At 41.9% G+C, this 22,471-nt stretch carries 21 protein-coding genes and 1 other RNA gene; 9 read left to right on the forward strand and 13 right to left on the reverse strand.

The window, feature by feature from the left end; translation table 11 throughout:
* Positions 1 to 296 precede the first annotated feature (296 nt).
* The 3 genes from smpB (at position 297) to H5202_RS03820 (ending at position 2,636) form a co-directional block, all read left to right on the forward strand.
* On the forward strand, positions 297 to 785 hold the full coding sequence (gene smpB, locus H5202_RS03810) for an SsrA-binding protein SmpB (RefSeq protein WP_182770877.1): 489 nt from the start codon (positions 297 to 299) through the stop codon (positions 783 to 785).
* A 145-nt stretch (positions 786 to 930) separates the two neighbouring features.
* Positions 931 to 1,286: a transfer-messenger RNA gene (ssrA, locus tag H5202_RS03815) on the forward strand.
* Between the two features lie 594 nt (positions 1,287 to 1,880).
* Complete coding sequence (locus H5202_RS03820) at positions 1,881 to 2,636, forward strand: hypothetical protein (RefSeq protein ID WP_182770878.1); 756 nt, start codon at positions 1,881 to 1,883, stop codon at positions 2,634 to 2,636.
* A 289-nt stretch (positions 2,637 to 2,925) separates the two neighbouring features.
* Here H5202_RS03820 and H5202_RS03825 read toward each other — a convergent pair whose 3' ends face one another.
* The 4 genes from H5202_RS03825 to H5202_RS03840 form a co-directional block, all read right to left on the reverse strand.
* Complete coding sequence (locus tag H5202_RS03825; RefSeq protein WP_011636566.1) at positions 2,926 to 3,270, reverse strand: zinc ribbon domain-containing protein YjdM; 345 nt, start codon at positions 3,268 to 3,270, stop codon at positions 2,926 to 2,928.
* A gap of 285 nt (positions 3,271 to 3,555) precedes the next feature.
* Positions 3,556 to 3,747 carry a ribbon-helix-helix domain-containing protein gene (locus tag H5202_RS03830; protein WP_011636565.1) on the reverse strand — a complete coding sequence of 64 codons (192 nt, stop codon included), beginning with the start codon at positions 3,745 to 3,747 and terminating at the stop codon, positions 3,556 to 3,558.
* Between the two features lie 210 nt (positions 3,748 to 3,957).
* Positions 3,958 to 5,280: a protein kinase gene (locus tag H5202_RS03835; protein WP_259397179.1), complete on the reverse strand. Its 1,323-nt coding sequence runs from the start codon at positions 5,278 to 5,280 to the stop codon at positions 3,958 to 3,960.
* Between the two features lie 252 nt (positions 5,281 to 5,532).
* The gene (locus tag H5202_RS03840; RefSeq protein WP_182770880.1) at positions 5,533 to 6,576 is read right to left on the reverse strand and encodes an alkene reductase; all 1,044 of its coding nucleotides are present in this window, start codon (positions 6,574 to 6,576) and stop codon (positions 5,533 to 5,535) included.
* A 148-nt stretch (positions 6,577 to 6,724) separates the two neighbouring features.
* On the opposite strand from H5202_RS03840, the gene H5202_RS03845 reads away from it, so the two are divergent.
* Positions 6,725 to 7,321: a TetR/AcrR family transcriptional regulator gene (locus H5202_RS03845; RefSeq protein ID WP_182770881.1), complete on the forward strand. Its 597-nt coding sequence runs from the start codon at positions 6,725 to 6,727 to the stop codon at positions 7,319 to 7,321.
* A gap of 124 nt (positions 7,322 to 7,445) precedes the next feature.
* Here H5202_RS03845 and H5202_RS03850 read toward each other — a convergent pair whose 3' ends face one another.
* Positions 7,446 to 7,703: a TIGR02922 family protein gene (locus H5202_RS03850; RefSeq protein WP_182770882.1), complete on the reverse strand. Its 258-nt coding sequence runs from the start codon at positions 7,701 to 7,703 to the stop codon at positions 7,446 to 7,448.
* A gap of 607 nt (positions 7,704 to 8,310) precedes the next feature.
* Here H5202_RS03850 and H5202_RS03855 point away from each other — a divergent pair.
* Positions 8,311 to 9,036, forward strand: a complete 726-nt coding sequence (locus tag H5202_RS03855) for a YebC/PmpR family DNA-binding transcriptional regulator (protein ID WP_182770883.1) — start codon at positions 8,311 to 8,313, stop codon at positions 9,034 to 9,036.
* 245 nt (positions 9,037 to 9,281) lie between these two features.
* On the opposite strand, the gene H5202_RS03860 is transcribed toward H5202_RS03855, so the two are convergent.
* A complete protein-coding gene (locus tag H5202_RS03860; protein ID WP_182770884.1) occupies positions 9,282 to 9,521 on the reverse strand; it encodes a hypothetical protein in 240 nt (79 codons plus the stop codon).
* A gap of 289 nt (positions 9,522 to 9,810) precedes the next feature.
* Positions 9,811 to 10,167, reverse strand: a complete 357-nt coding sequence (gene hpf / locus H5202_RS03865; RefSeq protein WP_182770885.1) for a ribosome hibernation-promoting factor, HPF/YfiA family — start codon at positions 10,165 to 10,167, stop codon at positions 9,811 to 9,813.
* A gap of 424 nt (positions 10,168 to 10,591) precedes the next feature.
* Here hpf and H5202_RS03870 point away from each other — a divergent pair, with 424 nt between their 5' ends.
* Both H5202_RS03870 and H5202_RS03875 read left to right on the forward strand, forming a co-directional pair.
* Complete coding sequence (locus tag H5202_RS03870) at positions 10,592 to 11,242, forward strand: DsbA family oxidoreductase (RefSeq protein WP_182770886.1); 651 nt, start codon at positions 10,592 to 10,594, stop codon at positions 11,240 to 11,242.
* 546 nt (positions 11,243 to 11,788) lie between these two features.
* Positions 11,789 to 12,226, forward strand: a complete 438-nt coding sequence (locus tag H5202_RS03875; protein ID WP_182770887.1) for an OsmC family protein — start codon at positions 11,789 to 11,791, stop codon at positions 12,224 to 12,226.
* A gap of 116 nt (positions 12,227 to 12,342) precedes the next feature.
* Here the strand turns inward: H5202_RS03875 and H5202_RS03880 are convergent, their stop codons facing one another.
* The 4 genes from H5202_RS03880 to H5202_RS03895 form a co-directional block, all read right to left on the reverse strand.
* Positions 12,343 to 15,627, reverse strand: a complete 3,285-nt coding sequence (locus tag H5202_RS03880; protein ID WP_182770888.1) for a S41 family peptidase — start codon at positions 15,625 to 15,627, stop codon at positions 12,343 to 12,345.
* Positions 15,628 to 15,832: 205 nt separating this feature from the next.
* Positions 15,833 to 16,684 (reverse strand): hypothetical protein, encoded by an 852-nt coding sequence (locus H5202_RS03885; RefSeq protein WP_182770889.1) that lies wholly within the window; start codon positions 16,682 to 16,684, stop codon positions 15,833 to 15,835.
* Entirely contained in the window at positions 16,681 to 17,298 is a 618-nt protein-coding gene (locus H5202_RS03890; RefSeq protein ID WP_182770901.1) for a sigma-70 family RNA polymerase sigma factor, read from the reverse strand. The genes H5202_RS03885 and H5202_RS03890 overlap by 4 nt, the downstream gene beginning before the upstream one ends.
* A 21-nt stretch (positions 17,299 to 17,319) precedes the next feature.
* Positions 17,320 to 19,197 (reverse strand): vWA domain-containing protein, encoded by a 1,878-nt coding sequence (locus tag H5202_RS03895; protein WP_182770890.1) that lies wholly within the window; start codon positions 19,195 to 19,197, stop codon positions 17,320 to 17,322.
* A 304-nt stretch (positions 19,198 to 19,501) separates the two neighbouring features.
* Between H5202_RS03895 and purE the strand changes: the two genes are divergently transcribed.
* Entirely contained in the window at positions 19,502 to 19,993 is a 492-nt protein-coding gene (purE, locus tag H5202_RS03900; RefSeq protein ID WP_182770891.1) for a 5-(carboxyamino)imidazole ribonucleotide mutase, read from the forward strand.
* On the forward strand, positions 19,993 to 21,075 hold the full coding sequence (purK, locus tag H5202_RS03905; protein WP_182770892.1) for a 5-(carboxyamino)imidazole ribonucleotide synthase: 1,083 nt from the start codon (positions 19,993 to 19,995) through the stop codon (positions 21,073 to 21,075). Before purE ends, purK begins: the two co-directional genes overlap by 1 nt.
* Positions 21,076 to 21,342: 267 nt before the next feature.
* Here the strand turns inward: purK and H5202_RS03910 are convergent, their stop codons facing one another.
* Both H5202_RS03910 and H5202_RS03915 read right to left on the reverse strand, forming a co-directional pair.
* The gene (locus tag H5202_RS03910) at positions 21,343 to 21,960 is read right to left on the reverse strand and encodes a transglycosylase SLT domain-containing protein (RefSeq protein WP_182770893.1); all 618 of its coding nucleotides are present in this window, start codon (positions 21,958 to 21,960) and stop codon (positions 21,343 to 21,345) included.
* A gap of 74 nt (positions 21,961 to 22,034) precedes the next feature.
* Positions 22,035 to 22,469 carry a hypothetical protein gene (locus tag H5202_RS03915; RefSeq protein ID WP_182770894.1) on the reverse strand — a complete coding sequence of 145 codons (435 nt, stop codon included), beginning with the start codon at positions 22,467 to 22,469 and terminating at the stop codon, positions 22,035 to 22,037.
* Positions 22,470 to 22,471 lie beyond the last annotated feature (2 nt).

Below are 22,471 nucleotides of genomic sequence, written 5' to 3' on the forward strand. Positions count from 1 at the left end.
AAGGCACTAAATCTAACCAGCATACTTTTGGAAATCTTGGGCATCTGACATCACTATCCTTAATACAATAGCCCGATTTTATCACGTTAAATAAAAAAGGCATCTTCGAGAGTGTTAAATCACGTTGGAAATAACACAATCACCAAGAAACTGGGTATAATCGTTGATATATCAAAAATCTCCCCCATATCTATTAGTTAATAGTATTAGCATAATAGAGTTTATCAAATGGGCTCACTGCGGGTTGTCCAGCGCCATCCTTCAGGTCAATAACGGCAATCAGAACGGTAATAATAATGGTAAAAAAGAAATCAACAAATACCTCAGCGAGCATCGCACGTAACAAACGCGCGACCTTTGAATACCGCATTGAAGACAAAATCGAAGCGGGATTACAACTTATGGGCTGGGAAGTTAAGTCCATTCGCATGGGTAAAGTAAATTTATCTGATTGTTATGTCTATATTAAAGAGGGTGAAGCCTTTATGCATGGTTGTACTATTCAACCACTTAATACCGCTTCAACCCATGTAATATGTGATCCAATCAGAACCAAAAAACTGCTATTAAAGCGCAGTGAAATTGACAAACTTGCCGGCCTAATTGAGCGTCAAGGCTACACCTTGGTGCCACTATCAATGTACTGGCGCAAAGGTGCCTGGGTAAAAGTTGAAATTGGCTTAGGTAAAGGTAAAAAAGATCACGACAAACGTGAAGACACCAAAGAACGCGAGTGGAAAATTGAAAAAGCCCGCGTCATGAAAAAAGACAAAGAAAGCGCTTAATATTGTTAGTAGGCCACTGAAACGATTAAAACTGATAAGTTGTTATTGAACATAGGCCTATAACGAACAGATAGTGAACAAACGATTATAATTTGTTAATGTACGCTAGGTATTCACCTAACAACACGTTATAATTGCGTCAATTGGGGGCGATTCTGGATTCGACAGGATTCACGAAACCCAAGGAGCATGTCGAGGGGCGGTTGGCCTCGTAAAAAGCCGCACCGTTATAGTTGCAAACGACTCTAACTACTCTCTAGCAGCTTAGGCTAGCTAGCCATCAACCACACGTTTCGCACGTGGACAGTGGATCCTGATGGTCATATTACAGTGTGCTAGCGAGGGAACTCCGTCCGGGGGTGAACCGCGAAACAGTACCGGACTCACCAAGTAGCATCCTGTCTTTCGGAGACTGCTTGGTTAAATAAAAGAGAGACTAAACATGTAGCGCCGAGGATGTAGGCTTTCTGGACGCGGGTTCAAGTCCCGCCGCCTCCACCAATTACCGAAAGGGCTTAGCAGCAATGCTAAGCCCTTTTTTCTTTGTCTGCTAGCTCAGTTTAATCCGCTTTATTTTTGTGGTTGGATGAGTTTTATTATCCAATTAGTTAATTCGATACCAACACTTCATTGATACTTATTGCCTAGGCAACATTTACATCGTTAATGCCAATGTCAATCTTCATATTAGACAGTTATGAGTATGATAATATCGCTTTTTGAATATAAGCAACGTCGTGGCGCTTCGCCCACACCCGACCAAGAAGGGAAAAACTGCTTTCCCCTCTTGGATCTCCCCAGCAGCTCCGACAAAGTGTTGATCCTCATAGCGATAATAAAAATCGCCTAACGGCTCAGATGGTACATCCATGTACCCCTGAGCCTGTGCCATCATCCATGATGTCACTACGGCATTTTCATCACGCTATTTCGGACACTTCGGACGGAGGACCATTGAGCCTGCGGGTTAATTTCAAATCGATGAGTTACTATGATTAGAGCTTTACTTTAAAGTATCTTATTTAGACCATATTCAGTTAACAGCTATACAATATTTGACTAAATGGACGAATTTACATTATTAGGAAGATAACTATGCAGATTGAAAACGCTAAAGAATGGCGACAAAAATACCAGCTAAATAGAGACGATAACATAACGATATGGCGATATCTCAGTCTAGAAAAATGGTTATCCATGCTAACTACCCAAAAAATGGTATTTTCAAAATTAGCAGAGTTTTCTGATAGAAATGAAGTTGAATACCTAATTAATATTCTTACAAAAGATAATAAAAAGCAGCTTGGTAAAAGTTTAGTAGACCATATTGCGCATTTAAAACATGATTATTATGCTGTGTGCTGGAATGCTAAAGAAGGTGAATGCCGCTCACTTTGGTATGCATATACTGGGAATGCTAGACTTGGAGTTGCAATACAATCTTCTGTTAAATCATTCTTTCGCAGTGTTGGATTTACGAACCCCTCACCTAGTTGCTACAAAGTAGCTTATGGGGTAATTACAGAAAACCCTGAATATCTGCAGATGAATGAACTTCCACTTTGTTGTAAATCAATAGCCTATGAGAGTGAGAATGAAATAAGGTTCTTACTAAACAATAGTACTGCTAGAACCGATTGGTCTAATATACCAGTTACATCTACAGCACCAGAGCTCCAGCCTCCGGTGATACAATTTGATTGTGACCTCAACATGCTTACAGAAGGATTTATGATTTCTCCTTTTGCTTCTGAGTGGCAAAAAGAAGCCATCCTTGAAACCACAAGAAAACTAGCACCAGAAATCATGGATAGGTATATCAAATCAAGTATTAATGAGCATAATAGCTAGTAGGCTAAAATTTAGTCACGTAACGTGCAAGTGTTAGATTCAGTGTAACTGTCACTTGAGTTACACATTTTTTCCACGTCAAACTTTTCCAAGACTATATAATCAACAACAGCACTTCTAGTCATGCTGTGGCACATAGTCAAATTTATTGACTCTGGTTACATTACTAATAAAAGTAGGCAAAAGCGTCCATAAAAAAATCCTTGCAGGCATTGCTGCCTGCGGGGATTTTTTGTTAATCAGCCACAAGCTGATTAATGGTCACTTATAACGACTAGTTCAATCGTTATTAGCTTTGTTTTTTAACAAACTTCGATTTCAGCATCATTTGGCCATTGCCATCAACTTTACAATCGATGTCGTGGTCGCCGTCGACAAAGTGGTTGATCACTGCTTTAGTGCCAACTTTAAGGACGAGTGATGAACCTTTTACTTTAAGGTCTTTGATTAAGGTGACTTTGTCGCCTTCTGCTAATAAATTGCCGTTGGCATCTTTTAAAATGATGGCGTCTGGATCAACCACTTCTTCATTTGGGTTCCATTCATTGGCGCATTCTGGGCAAATTAACAATGTGCCGTCTGAATAAGCGTACGGAGACTCACATTTTGGGCATGGCGGAATTACATCACTCATATCTTTACTCTCTGTGTTCTTGGCAGTTGTCGAACAAATAAATTGCGCTAATACGCAGTTCGACCGGCTTTATCGATTGGCGTGAGATAGAAAGGTATCTACCCTGCCGAATATTGTAATAACATTATAATGCTATTATCACGAATTGACTACCCTAGGGTGGTAAACCAGTTGATCCACTGGCCCGCTAATGTAACGGCTAGCGTAACGACTAACGTAGCAATTTGCATAGCCACTAGGTGACTAATAGTGTCACCAATAGCCTAACAATAGGCGAATAGAAGCTTAGCTTTTTACCTGTGGATTAGGGCGACTTTGATTGTCACCAAAACTCACATCATGCTTTTCGAGGTATTCTCGAATAAGCTGACGGGTGACTTGTGATGGGGTGAGATCTTGAGCAGCACACAGTTGTTCAAATGCCTGCTTTTTTAGCGGGTCCATTAATACAGTAAAACGTGCAGTTTTATTTTCCACAGTGGGCTAGCCTTCCATTACGACATGATAATTTGATTATAATGCAGTGTGTAGCTAAAGACCATATTCTGTATTTTTTATTCGCCGTAGTATTAGTGCTAGCCTTTCACTCGAACTATTCACTCAGGCCATTAAATAGAGCTATTCACTCGAGCTAAACAACTAGGCTGGTTAAACCTAATAATACCTTAGCCCTAGTGTGTTTATCTGTTAAGCAATGCTCGCTAAACGTGGTAACAGCGCTTTAAAACTCGGTCTTGTTGATGAACTATGCTGCAAGCAATCTTGCACTAACTGGCGCAACATTGCCGCTTGTGGTGTGTCTGGGTTATCGATGAGGTTTAGCATGTCATCGACCAAATAACCAAACGCCCTAACCTCAATCGCTTGCATTAATTGCAAATTCTGTGGGGTAAACTGCTTTAAATTTGAGGCGGCGCCAAAATCACCAAACAGCACGTTATCTTGGGTATTTATCATGATGTTGTGGGCATAAATATCACCATGGCTAATTCCATTTTGATGCAAATGAGCCAAAATATCAGCCATTTGACTGGCAATATGAGTAATGCGCGCCCAGGTAAATAACGTCTGTGGTTCAAAGGTGTCGCGACTACAAGTTTGCAACGACGGCGGTAAGCCTAAATTGCCGTAGCTTGGCGGAATAAGTTGCATCACTAAACCCAGTTGCTCTGGTTGATTAATCTGTGCCACCACATTAATCAAATTAGGGTGCTCACCAGCGGTTAAGCAACAATCAAGCTCATCTGCTGGGTAACCATCACTGGTCACCATGCCCTTAAACAACTTAATTGCGACATCAGCGTCGCTGCTAAAGCTTGCCTCAACTGAGCTTTCGGTATGGTGAGTTGCTTGATAAATTAATCCAGATGCGCCCTGCCCGAGTAATTGGCCTAACGTAAACTGGGTTAATGGCACGATAGGTACGCGAGTATTATCGCAATGTTCTACATGACTAAACGCGTTACCTGCAAAAGCCAACCAGGCTAAGTTAGGTAGCTCAAATAACCAATGTGGTAAGGCGGTTAGCTGGTTAGCCGATAAACGGATAAGAGCCAATTGATGACAATTAGCCATGCTATTAGGCAGTGCGGTTAATCGGTTACCCGCTAACGCGAGTTTTTCCAGACGATGACACTGGCCTAAACTGTCTGGCAATTGCTCAATGTGGTTATCGGTTAATATTAACCAACGGGTTTGCTTTGGAATGGATGCTTCGGGTACGGTGCGAATTTGATTGGCTTTAAAACCTATCATTTCGAGCTTTGGACACTGGCCTAATACCGCTGGTAGATGTTCAAATAGGTTATTCGACACAAACAAGATTTTGAGTTGATGCAAGTCGGCAAAGTTATCGGGCAATGACGATAATTGGTTATTGCTAAGATCGAGTACTTCTAGAGTATCGGCTAACTCAAACAGTTTTACAGGAAACTCCGTCAGTTGTTCTGCGATACTGACCCGTTGATAACCTAGTAATAAACCATCATTTAATTGCTGCAGTGTTTGCATCATGTTTCTCTTTGCCGAAAAATATCGACATAGTAATCGACATAGCAATAGACTGCACCCACTGAGACAAATTTCTACCCAAAAAAAGACCACAGCAAAAGCTGTGGCCAAGACGGATGCTAAAAAACACAAATTGGGGTTGATAGTTTTAGCGCCATTTCTAGCATAGAAAATACTGCTTAGAAATGGATTCCTACAAACTACGTTTTACTAACCTCTGCTGAAGTGAGTAACGTAAAACAACAAACAAGCTTAAATCAATTCCGTTAACATGCTGTCGGCGTATGCCACTAATTCGCCGCCATCACGCACTTTTGCCACATAATCTGGATTGGCAATAAATGGACGACCAATAGCCAACAAGTCAAACTTGTTGTCACTAATGGCTGCACTGCCTGTTTCGGCGGTGTAACTACCCACACCCACTAAGGTGCCAGTGTAAACACTGCGCAGGTAGGCCGATATGCTGCCACCTAAGTAATCAAACTGCATTGAGTCGTCAAAAATACCGCCATGTAAAAATGCTAAATTGCGTTTAGCTAACTCAGGCACTAAATAGTCAAACACAGCACGGTCGCGTGGATCGGCGGCCATATTGAAATACGCACCAGGAGAAACGCGAATAGCGGTGCGATCTGCGCCAATTCTGGCAACAATAGCGTCAACCACTTCTAAAGCAAAACGTGACATATTTTCAGGGGTTTGGCCGTATTCGTCTTCACGACGGTTACTGTCATGATGTAAGAACTGGTCAATTAAATAACCATTAGCACCATGAATTTCGACGCCATCAAATCCAGCATCAATCGCATTTACAGCGGCTTGAGCATAATCAACCACTAACTGCTTAATATCATCTAATGTGGCAGCCTTTGGCGTTTGGTAAACCAATTCGCGCATTCTAGGCACAGTACCTTCTACAGCCTGTGCAGATGCAGATAACACGTCGCCACCATCAAAAAAGTGTGGGTGTGCTACGCGGCCAGTGTGCCAAAGCTGAGCAAAAATTTTGCCGTCATTTTTGTGTACCGCATCGGTCACTACGCGCCAGCCGTCAATTTGAGCTGGAGTAAATAAACCCGGCGTATTTGGGTAGCCTTGTGCATCTGGACGAATAATTGTCGCTTCACTGATAATCAAACCCGCTTCAGCACGGCGAGCATAATAGTCTGCAATAGCTTGAGTAGGAACAAGATCATCATCCGCCATACAACGCGTTAATGGTGCCATTAAAATCTTGTTTGATAATGTTAGGGTGTCATTGAGTTTGTATGGTGTAAATAAACTTGCCGTCATGTGACGATCTCCTTTCTTGAATATACATTCAAGATTAATCTTAATTGAATATACATTCAAGTAATTTTTGAATAATTGACCAAATTTAGTTAGACTCGAGCGTTATGAGTTATCACGCTTTGTTGTTGACCAGAAGTGACCCCCTGATATGAGACACGCTGAATTTAATAGAGACACGGTTTTACGTGCTGCCATGAGCACCTTTTTAGTGAATGGATACGCTAAAACCAGCATGCAAGATCTCACCAAAGCAACGGGGCTTCATCCGGGGTCAATTTACTGTGCTTTTGACAATAAGAAAGGCTTGTATGTTGCCGCTATTGAACAGTACCAGCAGGATCGGAACGAACAGTTTCAGTTATTGTTTGCCAATGACCGTTCAGCAGTAGACAACTTAGGCGCTTATTTAGCCTTAATCGTACAGGAATGTTTAAGTTGTGATGCTACCCAGGCCTGTTTACTGACAAAGTCACTCAGTGAGATGGGCGATCAAGATGAGCAAATAAAACAAATGACTTGCCAGTTTTTGCAACTATGGCAGCAGTCATTGGCTGGGGTGTTCGATACAGCAAAAGTGCAGAAGCTGATAGCACAAGACTGTGACAGCCAATTTTTAGCGCAGTATTTAGTGATGGGCATTTACGGTTTACGAACGGTGGCTCACACCCAGCCTAATGAGCAAGTATTACAACCTTTAGCGGACAAACTGTTAGCAGATTTATTACGCTGCGAGCATGTAGATTAGCACAGCAAATTAGAGCAACTAATTCAGTTAATTAGAGCGGCTAGCTCATGCGAGAAAGGCAACACATGCTAAAAATCACAAAAAAAAGACACTTCACGTGTCTTTTTTGTTACTTAAAATTCATTTAATTGTCTATTTTGCTCATAACTCGTTGCGAATAAACACGTTCACCTAATGAGTTCAGTATTTTGCACTCGCCTTCTAATACCGCAATAATAGATTTACCTCGACGAAATGATGCAGGGATCATAACACGTCCAGTTTGGCTGATTTGCAGATCGGTCAACACAGAATTATGCATTTCTAGACCAACAGGGGCCTCGTAATACAAAATAGTCACCGTCGCGTTTGACGCTTGACCTTCAGCAGATTCAGATTTCATATTCGGACTCTCATTTCTAACATAATGATTAAGTGTAGAAATGATATTGATCATCTAACTCATCAATACATCTCAGGGTAAAAGGATGAAACAATGAACTTTCAATATTGAGTTCACCCAATAGAGAAGCCCTTTCTCTTATTTTTATATTTTGGCTTTAAACAATAATACACTATTAAATTGTATTATTTATTGAAGGCTCTTAATACATAAACTTAACACATCTGATGTGTAAATATGAATACTTATGTACTGTAAATGCGAAGCGAAAGTGCTTTCTTTGGCAGTATTTACAATGTAAACAAGCCTTTTAAAATTCATTTAGGTATGCAGAATAGGCTAACGTAATTATAGTAAAAGGTTTCAAATTGGTACCTAAATCGTTCTTATTATTTTACACACAACACGAATTTTCGTGGCAATAGCAGGTCTGTTATAAGTGAATGAAACCTAGTGAGTAGTACAAATGACTGTTTGATAACCTTTTATTATTCTGTGTAAAGGTTATTTATGCAAAATTTAGAAGCAGCACCTAAACACCACAACATATTCCTGCTAGAATCGATGACAATTTTTAGCCTTAAACATTTAATAAAACGAGATTAAGATGGGCAGAGCATATCAAAATAAAAAAGAGTCCATGGCGAAAACCGCTGGCCAAAAGACACGTATTTACTCACGTTACGGTAAAGAGATTTATATTTGTGCCAAAGGTGGCGTTGACCCAGATGGCAACCTAGCACTACGTAGCATGATTGCCCGCGCGAAGAAGGATCAAGTTCCAGCACACGTTATTGAACGTGCTATTGAAAAAGCTCGTGGTGGTGGTGGTGAAGATTATGATACCGCACGCTATGAAGGTTTTGGTCCTGGCGGCTGCATGGTGATTGTTGACTGCTTAACAGACAACGGTAACCGTACCTTTACTCAGGTTCGCCAAGCATTTGTTAAAAATGACGCCAAGTTAGGCAGCCCTGGCACTGTTGGTCATATGTTCGAACATCAAGCAGTATTTGTGTTTGAAGGCGAAGACGATGAAGCCATTCTTGAATTGCTTATGATGGCTGACGTTGACGTTGCCGATGTAGAGCTAGAAGATGGCATCATCAGTGTATTTGCGCCAGTATCTGAGTTTAACAATGCCCGTACAGTGCTAACGGAAGCCTTTCCAGAGATTGACTTTAAGGTAGAGAATTTAGCCTTTGTGCCACAAACCATGACTGAACTTACTGGTGAAGATATTGAAAGTTTTGAAAAGTTCTTGGCAGCTCTTGATGATTGTGATGACGTACAAAACGTTTACCACAATGCAGAAATTAGCGACGAAGAATAACTCAAACTAAGTCAGTTAAAGCGTTCTAAGCCCAAGAGCTAGAACGCTTTTCGGCTATTTTCCATAGCCGCTATAAACCTTCAAAAAAAAGTTACCCGTATAAATTCAAAACACTTTCATCTTTTTAGCGGGTTTTGAGCACAATACTTCTGATATCTGTCACTGCTTTATAAGCTTAGCACTCGCTTTATTGCCAGTAGCACTTAAAAAACTGACACTTTAGATGCAACAGTTTTGTTTACAGATTATTCACACATATTTTTGGCTATTATTCCATCCATCACATCAATTACCTGTTGGCATGTCACTGCATTGGCAGCATCAGGGGGTGCAACGGTAAATTGACCAATATCATTATCAAAATATTGACCTGACACATCAGTAAAGGCTTCAGACAATGCCGCTTTAATTAAAATATCTGCACCAATTTTGATGCAGTATTTGATACCCCCAGAAATTCCCCATAAAACAGCGGATAAACCCATCACGCTTTCCGTGATTAAATTAGCATAATCATCAAGCGGAAATGACGAATACTATGTTGAAGCTAAAAGCGATAACGTAGAGGCTTTAAAGCATAACAATCAACAACTAATGTATTGATGCTTTGATGCTTTGATGCGCTTAGCTTTTTAGCAATGCAGCGTTCTAGCAAGTGGAAGCCAGTTTGAGTTGCTAGATTGTTATGACGGGACAAGATTAGTTTTTATGATATTTTAACAAAAAACGCAGCCTAAGCTGCGTTTTGGGGGATCGTTAAATAAACGACTGTGATTAACGTAAGTCCATTTCTTGAACTTTTTCGTAAGCGATTTCAGGAGCAGTTACATCTGGTTTGTCATGTAGATCTGCTTTTAACTGGCCTTTACGATGCTTTAGTGCCGCATCTAATTTTTTAGCAGCGCTCGAAATAGCAGGATACATGACTAAGTCAGTACCTTTAGCAGCAATGCGAGTTCCTTCATAGTTAGTTCTGATTTCAACATCATATTCACCATGCTCTTTTGCAATGATGATATCTAGCGAGATAAGCGTCGGGAAATGGCTAGCTATTTTAGCGAATTTTTCATCTACGTGTTGTTTGACAGTATCAGTAACATCAACATGGTGACCAGAAAGATTTATTTTCATAGATTGTCCTTAAAAGAATTTACTTGCCAAAATTATAGCGTATTACAACTGCATGCTGACATAAATAGTGTGTTTGTACAAATGCAGGCAGACATATTTAGACATGGGGCATGTGCTTTATATCACAAGTACTCAAACCTATAATGTGTTTTATATCTGTTTGTATACTTTAACAGCAATACCATTAATAAACGTGTATGGGGTATATCTAATTGACCTAACCCTTACATTGATTAAACATCAGATTACTGATTAAGTATAGACACAATTTAGACCCAAAGGTTGCAACTTTTGTGTTGTTAACACAAGTGATGGTAAACCAATCAATTAACCGCTAAAAGCAGTTAATTTATAAGCAATTATATATTTTTTATTTTTTAGACTTTCGTAAATGAAGTCAAATTAATCATTAAAAGGAACGAACATGGCTATTAATCAACTCCAAATTGACATTGTTTCAGACGTTATGTGTCCATGGTGCATTGTCGGATACCGTCGACTTGAACAAGCATTGAGCCAATTTGACGATTTAGACGTTAAATTGCAATGGCATCCGTTTGAGCTAAACCCATCAATGGGTCCAGAAGGCCAGCATTTAGGCGAACACATTGCAGAAAAGTACGGTTCAACACCGGAGCAAAGCGCACAAAACCGTCAGCGATTAACCCAAATGGGTGCCGATTTAGGCTTTGAGTTTAACTTTTCTGACGCATCACGAATTTATAATACCCTATTGGCCCACCAGCTTCTGTATTGGGCTGCGGAGTCTGGTAAGCAAACTGAATTGAAACTGGCGTTATTCAGCAGCTACTTTACTGATCAGAAAAACCCAGATGACATTGAAGTCTTAATTGAAGCGGCGATGCAAGTCGGCTTAGATGCTGATGAAGCTCGTGCTGTACTCACTGACAAACGTTTTGAAGCTGCGGTAAAAGAGGAAGAGCAACTGTGGATCAGCCGCGGGATTCAAGCTGTACCTGCCATAGTATTTAATCAACAATATTTGGTCTCTGGCGCACAAGATCCCGATACTATTGCTGAGTTGATTACCAAACTGCTCGCTGAAGCAGCTTAAGGTTTACATTATCTGTACTGAAGGCATGGTCTCAGTAAGTTTAAATGGCAATATTTTACTTATATCAAACTGATTTATCGCTGGGTTAATCAAGCTGAGCCACCGTTTATAATAGGTTTATGGCAAATCAACACCACAACCTTAGCTTAGTAACCCGTGTTAACGTTACTTCGCCTCTACTTGAAATGACAGGCTTGGTATAGACTCATTTATAGTGATGACACTATCACTAATCCAGCCAGAAATTAGCCACAAAAACCAGCACAAGTTGGTTTTTTATTGAGGTATAAAAACGTGTTTGCTCTGGCTTCAGTTTTCGATATTCGTTTTGAAATGTCAAACCGAACAGCTAGGTTATCTGTAGTGAATAAGTGACATCCTTATATACATTTATTCGACCGAGTCCATGGACATTCAGCTGTGCTTAGTGTTGAATCAATAGAAGTGAACGCGGCGCTAGATTGAACTATTATCGTGTATCAAGCGACATTTGAATAACCGTGAAAATATCAAAATACCACTTTTATGTGGTTTGGGGAGTACAAAATGAGCTTTAAATTAACGGTAAATTGGCAGTCTTCACCGAGTGAAGAAGGTGAATTTAATCGCGACCATGAGGTTAAGTTTGGCACAGGACAAACGATTCAAGCGTCATCTGCGCCAGAATACAAAGGCAATGCAGATAAAGTGAATCCAGAAGAAAGCTTACTTGCTGCTTTGTCCTCATGCCACATGTTGACCTTTCTAGCGATTGCCCATTTAAAGCGACTGCCTGTAGCGAGTTATATTGATAATGCCACTGCTGATTTAGGTAAAAATGATGCGGGTAAAGTGGCCGTGGTTAAGATGACATTAGCGCCTAAAGTGACGTTTGCAGAAGGGATTACCGTTGACGAACAAACGTTAGCGAAGATACATGAAAAAGCCCATGCCAATTGCTTTATTGCTAACTCATTAGCTTGTGAAGTTGACATAAAACACTAGGCTTTATTTGATTATAACTAGTTCATCTACCTAGTTAATCTACCTAGTTAAAAAAAGCCCTCTTAGCATTACGCTAAGAGGGCTATTTTTTACTGTATCACTTAACCAATTTAAGACTATTTGGCTCTTATGTCAGCGGCTTTACCTGTTTTTGGCATTGGCAGGCCTTGTAATGGCGCAATAGGTTGTTGTACTAGTTCATCTTTTAAATAACTGATTGCAGCGTCAAGTTGTGCATCCTTACCGCTAAAGGTAGCATAAGGTAAGTTATCTACTTCAATGTCTGGCTCAACCCCGTGACCTTCAACAACCCAACGCCCATCGATGGCATATTGTGGGTATTCTGCCACTCGTGCCATGCCTTTGTCGGTCACCGAATTTCGACCCGATAACCACACTCCAGCGCCCGCTGTTTGCTTACCGATAATAGGCGCTATATTAAGCGCTCTAATTCCAGCTGAAAAAGTCTCACCATCTGAATAGGTCATTTGATCGGCTAATATCACTAAATGGCCTCTAAAGGTTTGCTGCATGTTTGCATTAGTGCTGCCATGGGTTGGCTGCCAAAATGCCCACGCACGGCGTAACAGTTTTTCGATAATCCAGCTGTCGATATTGCCACCACGATTGCGGCGAACGTCGATAATTAGACCATCTTTGTCGTAATTAGTATAAAACTCGCGAGCAAAGCTTTCGACATCACCGCTGCCCATGGCATACAAATGCAAATAACCAATATTACCTTTAGAGGCTTTGGCTACTTTGTCGCCATTATGTTCAACCCAATCAAGGTAGCGTAGCTTGGTATCGGTACCAATATCATGGGGAGTCACTATGGTATTGATTGCCGATTTACCACGTACTAGCCCCAACAACACTTGCTTATTACCTTGGTTACGAAGCAATTGAGTCACATCAGCAATATTAGTAACTTTTTTGCCATTGATGCTCGCAATCACATCACCTTCTTTCGCATCAACTTCTATGCGTGCCAGTGGTGAGGCCGATAAAGGCAACTCAGGGTCGGTTTGATAAATATGGCTTATCACCACACCTTTGTCGGTTTGTGTCAGCCTGCCACCTAATGCGGCGGCTTTGGCTGCATAGGCATCTTGGGCAATATCGCCACCGCGTACTTGTGAATGTAATGAGTTCAGTTCACCCATCATTTGGGTGAAAATATCATTCAGCTCATTACGATCGGTCAGTCTGTCTACCAAAGGTTGATATTTAGCTTTAGCGGCTTGCCAATCTACGCCGCGCATTTTTGGATCAAAAAATGAATCGCGATGCATCAACCACGCATCTTCAAAAATTTGTTGCCATTCTTGCTGCGGCGAAATACTTAATTGCCATTGGTCGGTGCTGACTTTGGCGCGCGATACATCGCTGGGAAGTTTGTCGCCGGCATCGACAATCATAAGGCTTTTAGGATCAGACTGTTTGCGCAGCATGATTTTACTGCCATCTTTTGATAACGAATATTGGTCGACATCTTCGCTGAAGGTGTCGACTTTAATATTGAGCGGGTCAAACTTAATCAGTTTTAGCTCGCTTTTATCTTGGCTGCCATCTAATAAATACAGCTTATCTTTGGTTGCGGTTAAGCTATTGTAATTACCTGCATCAACTGGCACTTGCCATAAGCGTTGGTTTAATCCGTCCCACTCTACTTTGACTTTTGCTGGGGTGTCTTGGTCTTTACTGTCAGCTTTTTTTGCGTCTTTGTTAACGGTAAGCTCGGTTGGTTTGGCAAACGGAAAAGACGCTTTAGCATCTAACGCTAAGGCAAATACTTGGGTGCGCTTGTCAAAAATCGGCCCCATGTTACGGTCGCCCCAAGGCGAACCAGGGTTGGCTTTAAATTCGCGGTTAGACAAGAAATATAACCATTTACCGTCGTGGCTAAAACTAGGTGAAAATGACTCGTATTTGTCTGTGGTCAGGGTTTGTGATTTGGATTCGTTAATGGAATACAACACAATTTGCGGACGTTGCTTGCCAATTTCAGCCTTGGTTAGCGCAATAAATTGACTGTCGCCAGACCATTTTATGTCTTGGTAAGGGCCTAAACCCTCGCCGTTTTTAATGATTTTTTGGTTATTGTTGCGGGTTAAATCGAGTAACCACACATTACCCATGTAATCGTCATGCACTAAATAACGGCCATTTGGTGATAACGACAAACTGGTGCGTAAGGTGTTGCCATCTTTAGTGAGCTGTTTAGCACCAGCAGAACCGTCTGCTGGATACTGCCAGATTTCTTGTTCACCAGATTCATCGCTAATGCCATAGACCCATTTGCCGTCATCACTTAATAGTGCATCGCGAACACGACTATCGGCGGGTGAGTCTATTTGCACTAAACGGCGACCGTCGTTGCTGGCAATGGCCACATGGCTACGGGCGGTAATAACCACGTTATCGCCTTGATGAGAAAATACTGTCGAGGTGGCGTAATCCATTGGGTCGTTAACCCACTGTTCGCGGCGATGAGTAAAGTCGCTGGTAAGCTCGATGGCTACTGTTGATTCTGCAAGATCGGCTAGATTAAGTAACTTAATGTCGGCGCCCTGCTGAAACACAATACGGCCATTATTAAGCTGGGCGTCACGCACTTGCCAGTCGGTATATTGAGTATGTTGTTTAATGTCTTTGCCATCTTCGGTCATTGACCAAATGTTGTCATTACCAGATTGATCACTGACAAAGTAAACACGTTGGTTCCATAACATCGGCTGTTTAACTGAACCTTCGTGGGCGCCTGTTAACTGTTGCGCTTCTTGTTTACTGCCTAACTTATAACGCCAAATTTCGCCTTTAGCGCCGCCGCGATACACTTTGACATTGTCGCCACTGACCTGCAGACCAAACTGAGTAAAATAAACATACTCACCTTTATCATCGATGGTACCTTCTACTGCATCTGCTAACGGTAAATCAGTGATAGTTAAGGTTTGTGGATCAACGGTTTTAAGCACCCAAAAATTAGCTGGGCCAAAGGCGTTGTCGGTTGAATACAATATTTCGCCAGATGCCGTCCAACCTTGCAGACGAACTCGGCTGTTTTCAAAGCTCACCCGTTTAGCCACGCCTCCTTGAATAGGCATCATATATACTTCGGTTGCGCCTTCATAATTGGCCGTATACGCCACCCATTTACCGTCTTTAGAAATGGTTGCGTCTAGCTCTTCTGCTGCCAAACTGGTTAAGCGACTGGCTTTAGTTTGGTTAAGCTGCGTGGTCCACAAATCACCTTCGGCAGTAAACACTAAGGTTTGATCATTTAAGGCTGGGGCACGGTAATAACCTTGATTTGAAGCATTAGCGAATATCATTGATGAGCACGCTAAAGTGCCTAAAGCCAACATACAGTGTGTAACGGAGCGGCGAAGTTTCATGAAGATGAGCTTCCTTATAAAGTCGATAATTCGAAATGACGCGTTATCGAGTAGGCTATTTTTATTGATTCATTCACGTTATCAGAGTTATGCCAACTTTTGCAGTACAAAAATGTAACGAACCTCTACAGGGAACAAAAAAAACGGCTAAGCAGTCATTGCTTAGCCGTTAGTATTTTACCGTCTTAGTGTTCTGGTATTTTGCTTACTGCGAAGTCAGTTGCAGTACAATTTTATGGTATTGCTCATAAAGTGGATGAGACGGATCTGATAGCTCAGGGAAGCGTTGATCGATGGTGATCATATAACGCTCAGCCTGGATCAGCTTATTGTCGGCCATTAATACTTTTAAACGAGCCAAAGCAACATCAGCAGTATCTAACTCAATGTCACCTTTTAACGAACCATTAAATGACTGTTTCACTTGTTGCACCTCCTTGTCATGGCTACGTGATTGCAGCTCTAATGCTTTCTTTTGTGCTTCTGCATTTACTTTGGCAGGTGCTGGCGCGGCACTCATTACCGCGGACGATGTATCTGCCATTGGTGATTCTACTGATCCGTTGTTATCAGATGCTTCACTGATTGCATCGCGATGAACACGTTCGCTATTCATTTGCGCAGAACTCATCGATAGTCCCTGTACGGCAATTGATTCTGCTGCGGTGGCATCTTCGGCTGGTGATAGGGCTTCCATCGAGTCAACAAGTGTAGATTGATTCAATTTAGGGTCGACCTGCTTAAATGATGACTGCTGAGCAGGTACGCTTTGCTCCGAGTCTGTGCCAAGGTGTTTTTGTAAACTTGGATTTAATATAAATAATCCTGCCACCAGCAACACTGAGGCTGCACTAGAGAACGCCCACACATTGCGTTGCCACATTGATTTTGGGGGTGAACTGGCTTTAGTCGATACAGTAGCACCCGAACGAGCCTTGGCTAATATGGCTTTATCAAGTTCAGCTGAAGGTTGCTCTAACGATTGTTGATGGTACGCATCTTTAATTTCGGTTTGTAATGCAGTGAACTCTGCATCATGTTCTTGTTGCTGACTCATAATGCGGCCTCCTGATTTTGATTTGCAATACATTGCTTAATACTTTGATAAGCATAACGAATACGACTTTTAGTTGCTTCTAAAGTGACGTTGGCAATATCGCTTATCATGGCAGCAGTCATGCCCATTTCGATATTGAGTAAAAAAGCTTCTTTTTGCACTGGAGGAAGCTTAGCAATGCAGCCTTTCATCATGTCGACTTGTTGCTGTTGCTGTACTTGTGGCTCGGGCGAAGCTTGATCATCGGCTTGAAGGCTATCCATTGTTTGGTCTTCACCAAGCGGGGTCACTTTATCCAGTGGCTTAACCGCACGTACATGGTCAATCAATAAATTATGGGCAATTTTATATAACCAAGTGGTGAATTTAGCCGTGACTTGATATTGCTTCGCCGCATTAATCACCTTACCCCAAGTGTCTTGATACAAATCTTCGGCTAGCTGCTGGTCATGTAATTGACGTACAAAGTATCGGTACAAAGGGCCTTTGTGTTTAAGGTATAAGGCTTCGAACGCGCGTACGTCACCAGCTTGGTAGTCGAGCATCAGTTGCTCGTCACTTCCCACTTGGGGAATTAACGACTCATCCTTAGGGTTTATTGATGTTTGCACCATTTTATCCTTTTTGTGACGCATTTATTGGCTAACCCAACGAGTATCTGGCTCAGTCATCATAACCTGTCCGTCAAGTACACTTGCGGTTTTTAGCATTTGCAAAAACTCATGGCGATAGCCAAATCGGTCTTGACCCATTGCGGTTTCGGCAAGTGTAATTAACTTAGCATAATCAGTATCGTGGACATAATCATTCTGATTTAGTAGCTGGCCAAACCCAGCGACTGCAGCTGCAAACCTAAAATCATCGCTAGCTTGATGCAAATGAGTCAGTTGCTGATCGCGGCTAATGGGATAAGACAGCAATTGACTGTCTTGCTTGCCAATCGCTTTGTAACGCAGCTTTAAATAAGCCACTTCATTTGCTGAACTCAATTGTCCATTACGACGCTGATTATTGTGTTTTGCACCACTGACCGGCTCAGACTGGCTTTGACCATAACGCAGCGGATCAACTAAGCGATTATGACTGTCGTTATAACGAATTTCGTATAGCGCAGTCACGGTATGACCCGCACCAATTTCGCCAGCATCAATGGCGTCGTTATTAAAATCGCTACGATTTAACAACCGATTTTCGTACCCAATAAGTCGATACTCAGATACCACTGTTGGGCTAAATTCAATTTGCACTTTAACATCGTGTGCAATGGTTAACAGTGTGGCACTAAGTTGATCAACCAGCACTTTTCGTGCTTCATTTAAGGTATCGATAAAGGCATATTGTCCGTTAGCTTTATTGGATAATTGTTCCAACAAATGGTCGTTATAACTAGCAGCATCGGAACCCAGACCAAAGCCAAGCGTTAATAAGCCAATACCACTTTTACTTTGACTGGCAACAAAATCAACTAATTGCTGATGGTCTGTCATCCCCAGATTAAAGTCACCGTCGGTGGCTAATATGACTCGGTTACTGCCGTTTTCGATAAAGTGCTTTTGCGCTAATTGATACGCCAGTTGAATACCTTGGCTACCGTTAGTGCCACCTTGGGCGTTTAACTGGCTAAGTGCTACTTTAATGGCGGTAAAGTCATTACCTGCAACACCGTCAAGCACCACGCCGCTGGCACCGGCGTACACTACAATTGATACTTTATCTTGCGCCGATAATTGCTGACTCAGCATCAGCATGGCTTGTTTCAATAGTGGCAGCTTATCGGCAGACGACATAGAGCCTGACACATCAAGCAGTAACACCAAATTACTCGCACCAAGCTGATCGGGCGCAATATCAAAGCCTTTAATACCAATGCGCAGTAATTGAGTATCAACATTGTACGGTGATGGTGCTAATTCAGTATTAACGCTAAAGGGTTGCTCAGTGGTTGTCGGTGCTGGGTAGTCATAACTAAAGTAGTTAACTAACTCCTCAACCCTAACGGTATTCTTAGTCGGCAGTTGGCCTTGATTAATTAATCTGCGCGTAGTGCTGTAACTGCCAGTATCAACATCAATTGAAAACGTCGATACCGGTGTTTCAGCAGCCACCATATTGCCGTTTTGCACTACCGATTCAAGCTTATCACTAACAGTTGGTGCTAAAGATAAGTTGCCATCGCTTACGCTAACATGCTGAGGACTCAAAATATGAGGCTGCATTGACGATGTCATGACTTTAGCGCTGCGATACTGCCCCGCTGATCCCTTGTATAAACCAGCCTGTTGCTCAGACGTTATCACCAAGCCTGCTACCTCATGTAACTCGTGACGCGCTTGTGCAGATGAATCAGCTTCACTCGCAGATTGAATTTTAGAAGTGGACTGAATTGTAGAAATAGATTGTGGCTGACTTTGTTTCACACTGTCTTTGGATTCTTTCGCACAACCACTGACAATAATCACGCTAATGATTATGGCTAATGCACTGCGAGTGAATTGCTTATGGACATCGTTCATGTTTTTTTCCTCATCTATCGACTGATTATTCATTTTTCGTTACGTCAACAAAGTGACCTTGCATACAGCTAATAACGAGCGCGATGAGCAAAAGGGTTATTGATATAAAATGTTTTTAAGTAGTTTTCGTATTTAGAAACTGAGTGTTAGCCTCAAGAAACACTGAAATGAAGCCAACAGAGCACGGCTTATGCTATTATCTAGCCCCTTTTTTATCGCCTTAATATTGACGTTAATTGCTGCAGTATCCTGTAGAGAAAATTATCTAAATATACTAATAGAATAAGTACGTTAAGGAGTTAACATGCAAGCCCTAGTTGCTGTTGTAATGGGTTCTAAAAGTGATTGGCCTACAATGGAAGCCGCCGCTGAAATTATGGATAAGTTACAAGTGCCTTACCATGTTGAAGTCGTTTCAGCTCACAGAACACCAGACAAGCTAATGGAATTTGCAAGTTCTGCTGCAGATAAAGGCTATAAAGTCATTATTGGTGGCGCAGGCGGAGCAGCCCATTTACCAGGCATGATCGCCTCCAAAACTCGTTTGCCTGTATTGGGTGTCCCAGTACAAAGCAAGGCGCTATCTGGCATGGACAGTCTATTGTCTATTGTACAAATGCCTAAAGGAATTGCCGTTGGCACCTTGGCTATCGGTACCGCTGGCGCGTTTAACGCAGGTTTATTAGCTAGCCAAATTTTGGCGCTTAGCGATGCTGCTTTGGCTGAGCGTTTAGAAGCATTTCGTGATGAGCAAACCCGCTCGATCCTTGATAATCCCGATCCGAGAGAAGACTAATGACTTTGCCAAAAAATCTTTGGGTATTGGGTGACGGTCAATTAGGTGCGATGCTTAAGCATGCTGGTCAGCCACTGGGTATTAATGTGCGCCCAGTTGATATTATGACGCCATCAGATGTTAAATTACCGCTAGAAGCTGACGACATCATTACCGCTGAACGCGAGCAATGGCCAGAGTCGCAGTTAAGTTTACAACTCAGCCAACACCCACACTTTATTAATGGTCCAGTGTTTGGCCGTTTAGCGGATCGTTTTAGCCAAAAAAGTCTGCTCGATGAATTAGTGGTCGCCACATCACCCTGGCAATTAGTCGATGACAATACCAGCACTGAAGCGTTACATAAGGCTTATGGTGAACGGGTATTGTTAAAACGTCGCACCGGTGGTTATGACGGTAAAGGTCAACACTGGCTTAAACAGGCTGAAGCAACAACCATCCCTGCCGATTGGCGCAACGAAGCCATTGCAGAACAAGCGATTAACTTCGATGAAGAAGTGTCGTTAGTCGGCGTGCGCACCCAAGATGGTCGCTGTTTGTTCTATCCACTCACACTTAATTTGCATCAAGACGGTATTTTAATGGCCTCTATCGCGCCATTAAGCCGCTTAGCGTCTTTACAAGCAGAAGCGGAAGACATGCTAAGCAAGGTCATGCATGGCCTTGAATACGTGGGTGTGATGGCAATGGAGTGTTTCCGAGTAGGTGAACACTTAATGGTGAACGAGTTAGCACCACGCGTGCATAACTCGGGCCATTGGACTCAAGCAGGTTGTCACATAAACCAGTTTGAATTGCATTTGCGTGCTTTATGCAATTTACCTTTGCATCAGCCACAAGTGAATTTCCAATGTGTGATGGTGAATCTAATTGGTGTTGATAAAGACGACCGTTGGTTAAGCCTGCCAAATGCTGAACTGTTTTGGTACAACAAAGAGGTTCGTGTTGGCCGTAAAGTGGGTCACTTAAATCTGTCTGTGCATAATAAAGCCATGTTAGATGACAGTATTAGCCAATTAAAAACTTGGATGCCACAGCAATATCAAGCACCATTAGATTGGATTTTGGCAGAGTTTGCTTAATAGCTTGGCTAAACAGGCTGGTTAAATTAGTTTGTAAAATCAATTAAACAAGTCATCAATCTGTTTATTAGGACATAACCTAAAGACACACGAAAAAAGGAGCCTAGGCTCCTTTTTTGTTATTGATTTTTTGTTATTGAATACTTTTTTGTAATTGAATACTTTCTTGTCATTGAAGAGCTAGGGCTTTCGCTTAAAAAACGCTAACCACACAAATGTGTTCGCAGTAGTCAGTAAGCCGCAACACAAAGTGACTTATGCTTAGGCTTAATCAAAAAATAATCGCCATAACCAAGACGAATCTAAATCATCTTTGCATTGAGTGTATTGCGCAGCATAACGTTTTGAACGGGTGTCGACTTTATTGGCTACTGGCGTTAACCATTTTTTGGCTTTATAACTGCCGCGCTTATAACCGCCCCAACCTTCGTGATAATTTAAGTACTGGTTTTTAGCATCCCACTTCGATACGCCATTTATTTTATGGGTTTTGTAAATAAACCAACCCATAAAGTCCATTGCATCATCAAAATCACTGCGGCTAGACCAACTGTTACCCGTTTCACGAACGTAATCGTCCCACGTCATGGTTTTAGCTTGTGCATAGCCATAAGCATCGCTGGCTCGTCCGGTGGGGATAAAACCTAAAAAATATTCCATTGGTGGTGCGGCATTGTGTTTGAATGAACTTTCTTGATACATCATTGCTAAAGGTACGTGTACTGGTACGCCCCATTTTTCACGAGTGTCTACTGCGGCTTCATACCACGAACGGTGTTCTTTAAAAATAGCACAAAGATTATCAGGCTCTTTCGGAGGCGAAGTGGCACAACCTGCTGATGACAGTAATACAATTGCGCTAACAACGCCTAAAAAGAACTTCATAACACCTCTACCAGTCCCTAAGATATTGATTATGGACTCAGTTTTACATCAATTAAAAATCAATGCAATTATGCTTATTGCTTCATTTCACATTGATGAGATTCTGTTTGCCAAATGACTGGCTGCCAGTAGCCCTGATTTTGGCCAATATAGATTTTATCGGTATTGAATTGAGCCGCAATATGATAACGCTGATCGAGTTCAACATTGACAGTTAGTACTTTAACTTTACGAGCAGATAATGACACTTTTAATTCGGGTGAGTTAATTAGCTCTGCCACTGTAAATGCATGCTCACCTGGCGATAATAGGTAATTGGGTCTTGAAATAACAGCAACGCCATCTAAATGAGTCACCACAACACGGTATAAGTTGGCACTGTTATCGGGCGCTAAATAACTCGACACAGTACCGCACTCTACCATTTCATCTGGCGATGAAGCACAGCCATGTATAGCTAATGCTGCTACCGCAACAAGCAGTGCTCGCCAAGATGAATACACTTGCATGA

Source organism: Shewanella sp. SG41-4 (genome assembly GCF_014164505.1).
Taxonomy (GTDB): Bacteria; Pseudomonadota; Gammaproteobacteria; order Enterobacterales; family Shewanellaceae; genus Shewanella.

What these genes read in the sequence shown, in the direction of transcription:
- smpB (WP_182770877.1), top strand. Translation starts at nt 297, where the DNA reads ATGGTAAAAAAGAAATCAACAAATACCTCAGCGAGCATCGCACGTAAC.
- H5202_RS03820 (WP_182770878.1), top strand. Translation starts at nt 1,881, where the DNA reads ATGCAGATTGAAAACGCTAAAGAATGGCGACAAAAATACCAGCTAAAT.
- H5202_RS03825 (WP_011636566.1), bottom strand. Translation starts at nt 3,270, where the DNA reads ATGAGTGATGTAATTCCGCCATGCCCAAAATGTGAGTCTCCGTACGCT.
- H5202_RS03835 (WP_259397179.1), bottom strand. Translation starts at nt 5,280, where the DNA reads ATGCAAACACTGCAGCAATTAAATGATGGTTTATTACTAGGTTATCAA.
- H5202_RS03840 (WP_182770880.1), bottom strand. Translation starts at nt 6,576, where the DNA reads ATGACGGCAAGTTTATTTACACCATACAAACTCAATGACACCCTAACA.
- H5202_RS03845 (WP_182770881.1), top strand. Translation starts at nt 6,725, where the DNA reads ATGAGACACGCTGAATTTAATAGAGACACGGTTTTACGTGCTGCCATG.
- H5202_RS03850 (WP_182770882.1), bottom strand. Translation starts at nt 7,703, where the DNA reads ATGAAATCTGAATCTGCTGAAGGTCAAGCGTCAAACGCGACGGTGACT.
- H5202_RS03855 (WP_182770883.1), top strand. Translation starts at nt 8,311, where the DNA reads ATGGGCAGAGCATATCAAAATAAAAAAGAGTCCATGGCGAAAACCGCT.
- H5202_RS03860 (WP_182770884.1), bottom strand. Translation starts at nt 9,521, where the DNA reads ATGGGTTTATCCGCTGTTTTATGGGGAATTTCTGGGGGTATCAAATAC.
- hpf (WP_182770885.1), bottom strand. Translation starts at nt 10,167, where the DNA reads ATGAAAATAAATCTTTCTGGTCACCATGTTGATGTTACTGATACTGTC.
- H5202_RS03870 (WP_182770886.1), top strand. Translation starts at nt 10,592, where the DNA reads ATGGCTATTAATCAACTCCAAATTGACATTGTTTCAGACGTTATGTGT.
- H5202_RS03875 (WP_182770887.1), top strand. Translation starts at nt 11,789, where the DNA reads ATGAGCTTTAAATTAACGGTAAATTGGCAGTCTTCACCGAGTGAAGAA.
- H5202_RS03880 (WP_182770888.1), bottom strand. Translation starts at nt 15,627, where the DNA reads ATGAAACTTCGCCGCTCCGTTACACACTGTATGTTGGCTTTAGGCACT.
- H5202_RS03885 (WP_182770889.1), bottom strand. Translation starts at nt 16,684, where the DNA reads ATGAGTCAGCAACAAGAACATGATGCAGAGTTCACTGCATTACAAACC.
- H5202_RS03890 (WP_182770901.1), bottom strand. Translation starts at nt 17,298, where the DNA reads ATGGTGCAAACATCAATAAACCCTAAGGATGAGTCGTTAATTCCCCAA.
- H5202_RS03895 (WP_182770890.1), bottom strand. Translation starts at nt 19,197, where the DNA reads ATGAACGATGTCCATAAGCAATTCACTCGCAGTGCATTAGCCATAATC.
- purE (WP_182770891.1), top strand. Translation starts at nt 19,502, where the DNA reads ATGCAAGCCCTAGTTGCTGTTGTAATGGGTTCTAAAAGTGATTGGCCT.
- purK (WP_182770892.1), top strand. Translation starts at nt 19,993, where the DNA reads ATGACTTTGCCAAAAAATCTTTGGGTATTGGGTGACGGTCAATTAGGT.
- H5202_RS03910 (WP_182770893.1), bottom strand. Translation starts at nt 21,960, where the DNA reads ATGAAGTTCTTTTTAGGCGTTGTTAGCGCAATTGTATTACTGTCATCA.
- H5202_RS03915 (WP_182770894.1), bottom strand. Translation starts at nt 22,469, where the DNA reads ATGCAAGTGTATTCATCTTGGCGAGCACTGCTTGTTGCGGTAGCAGCA.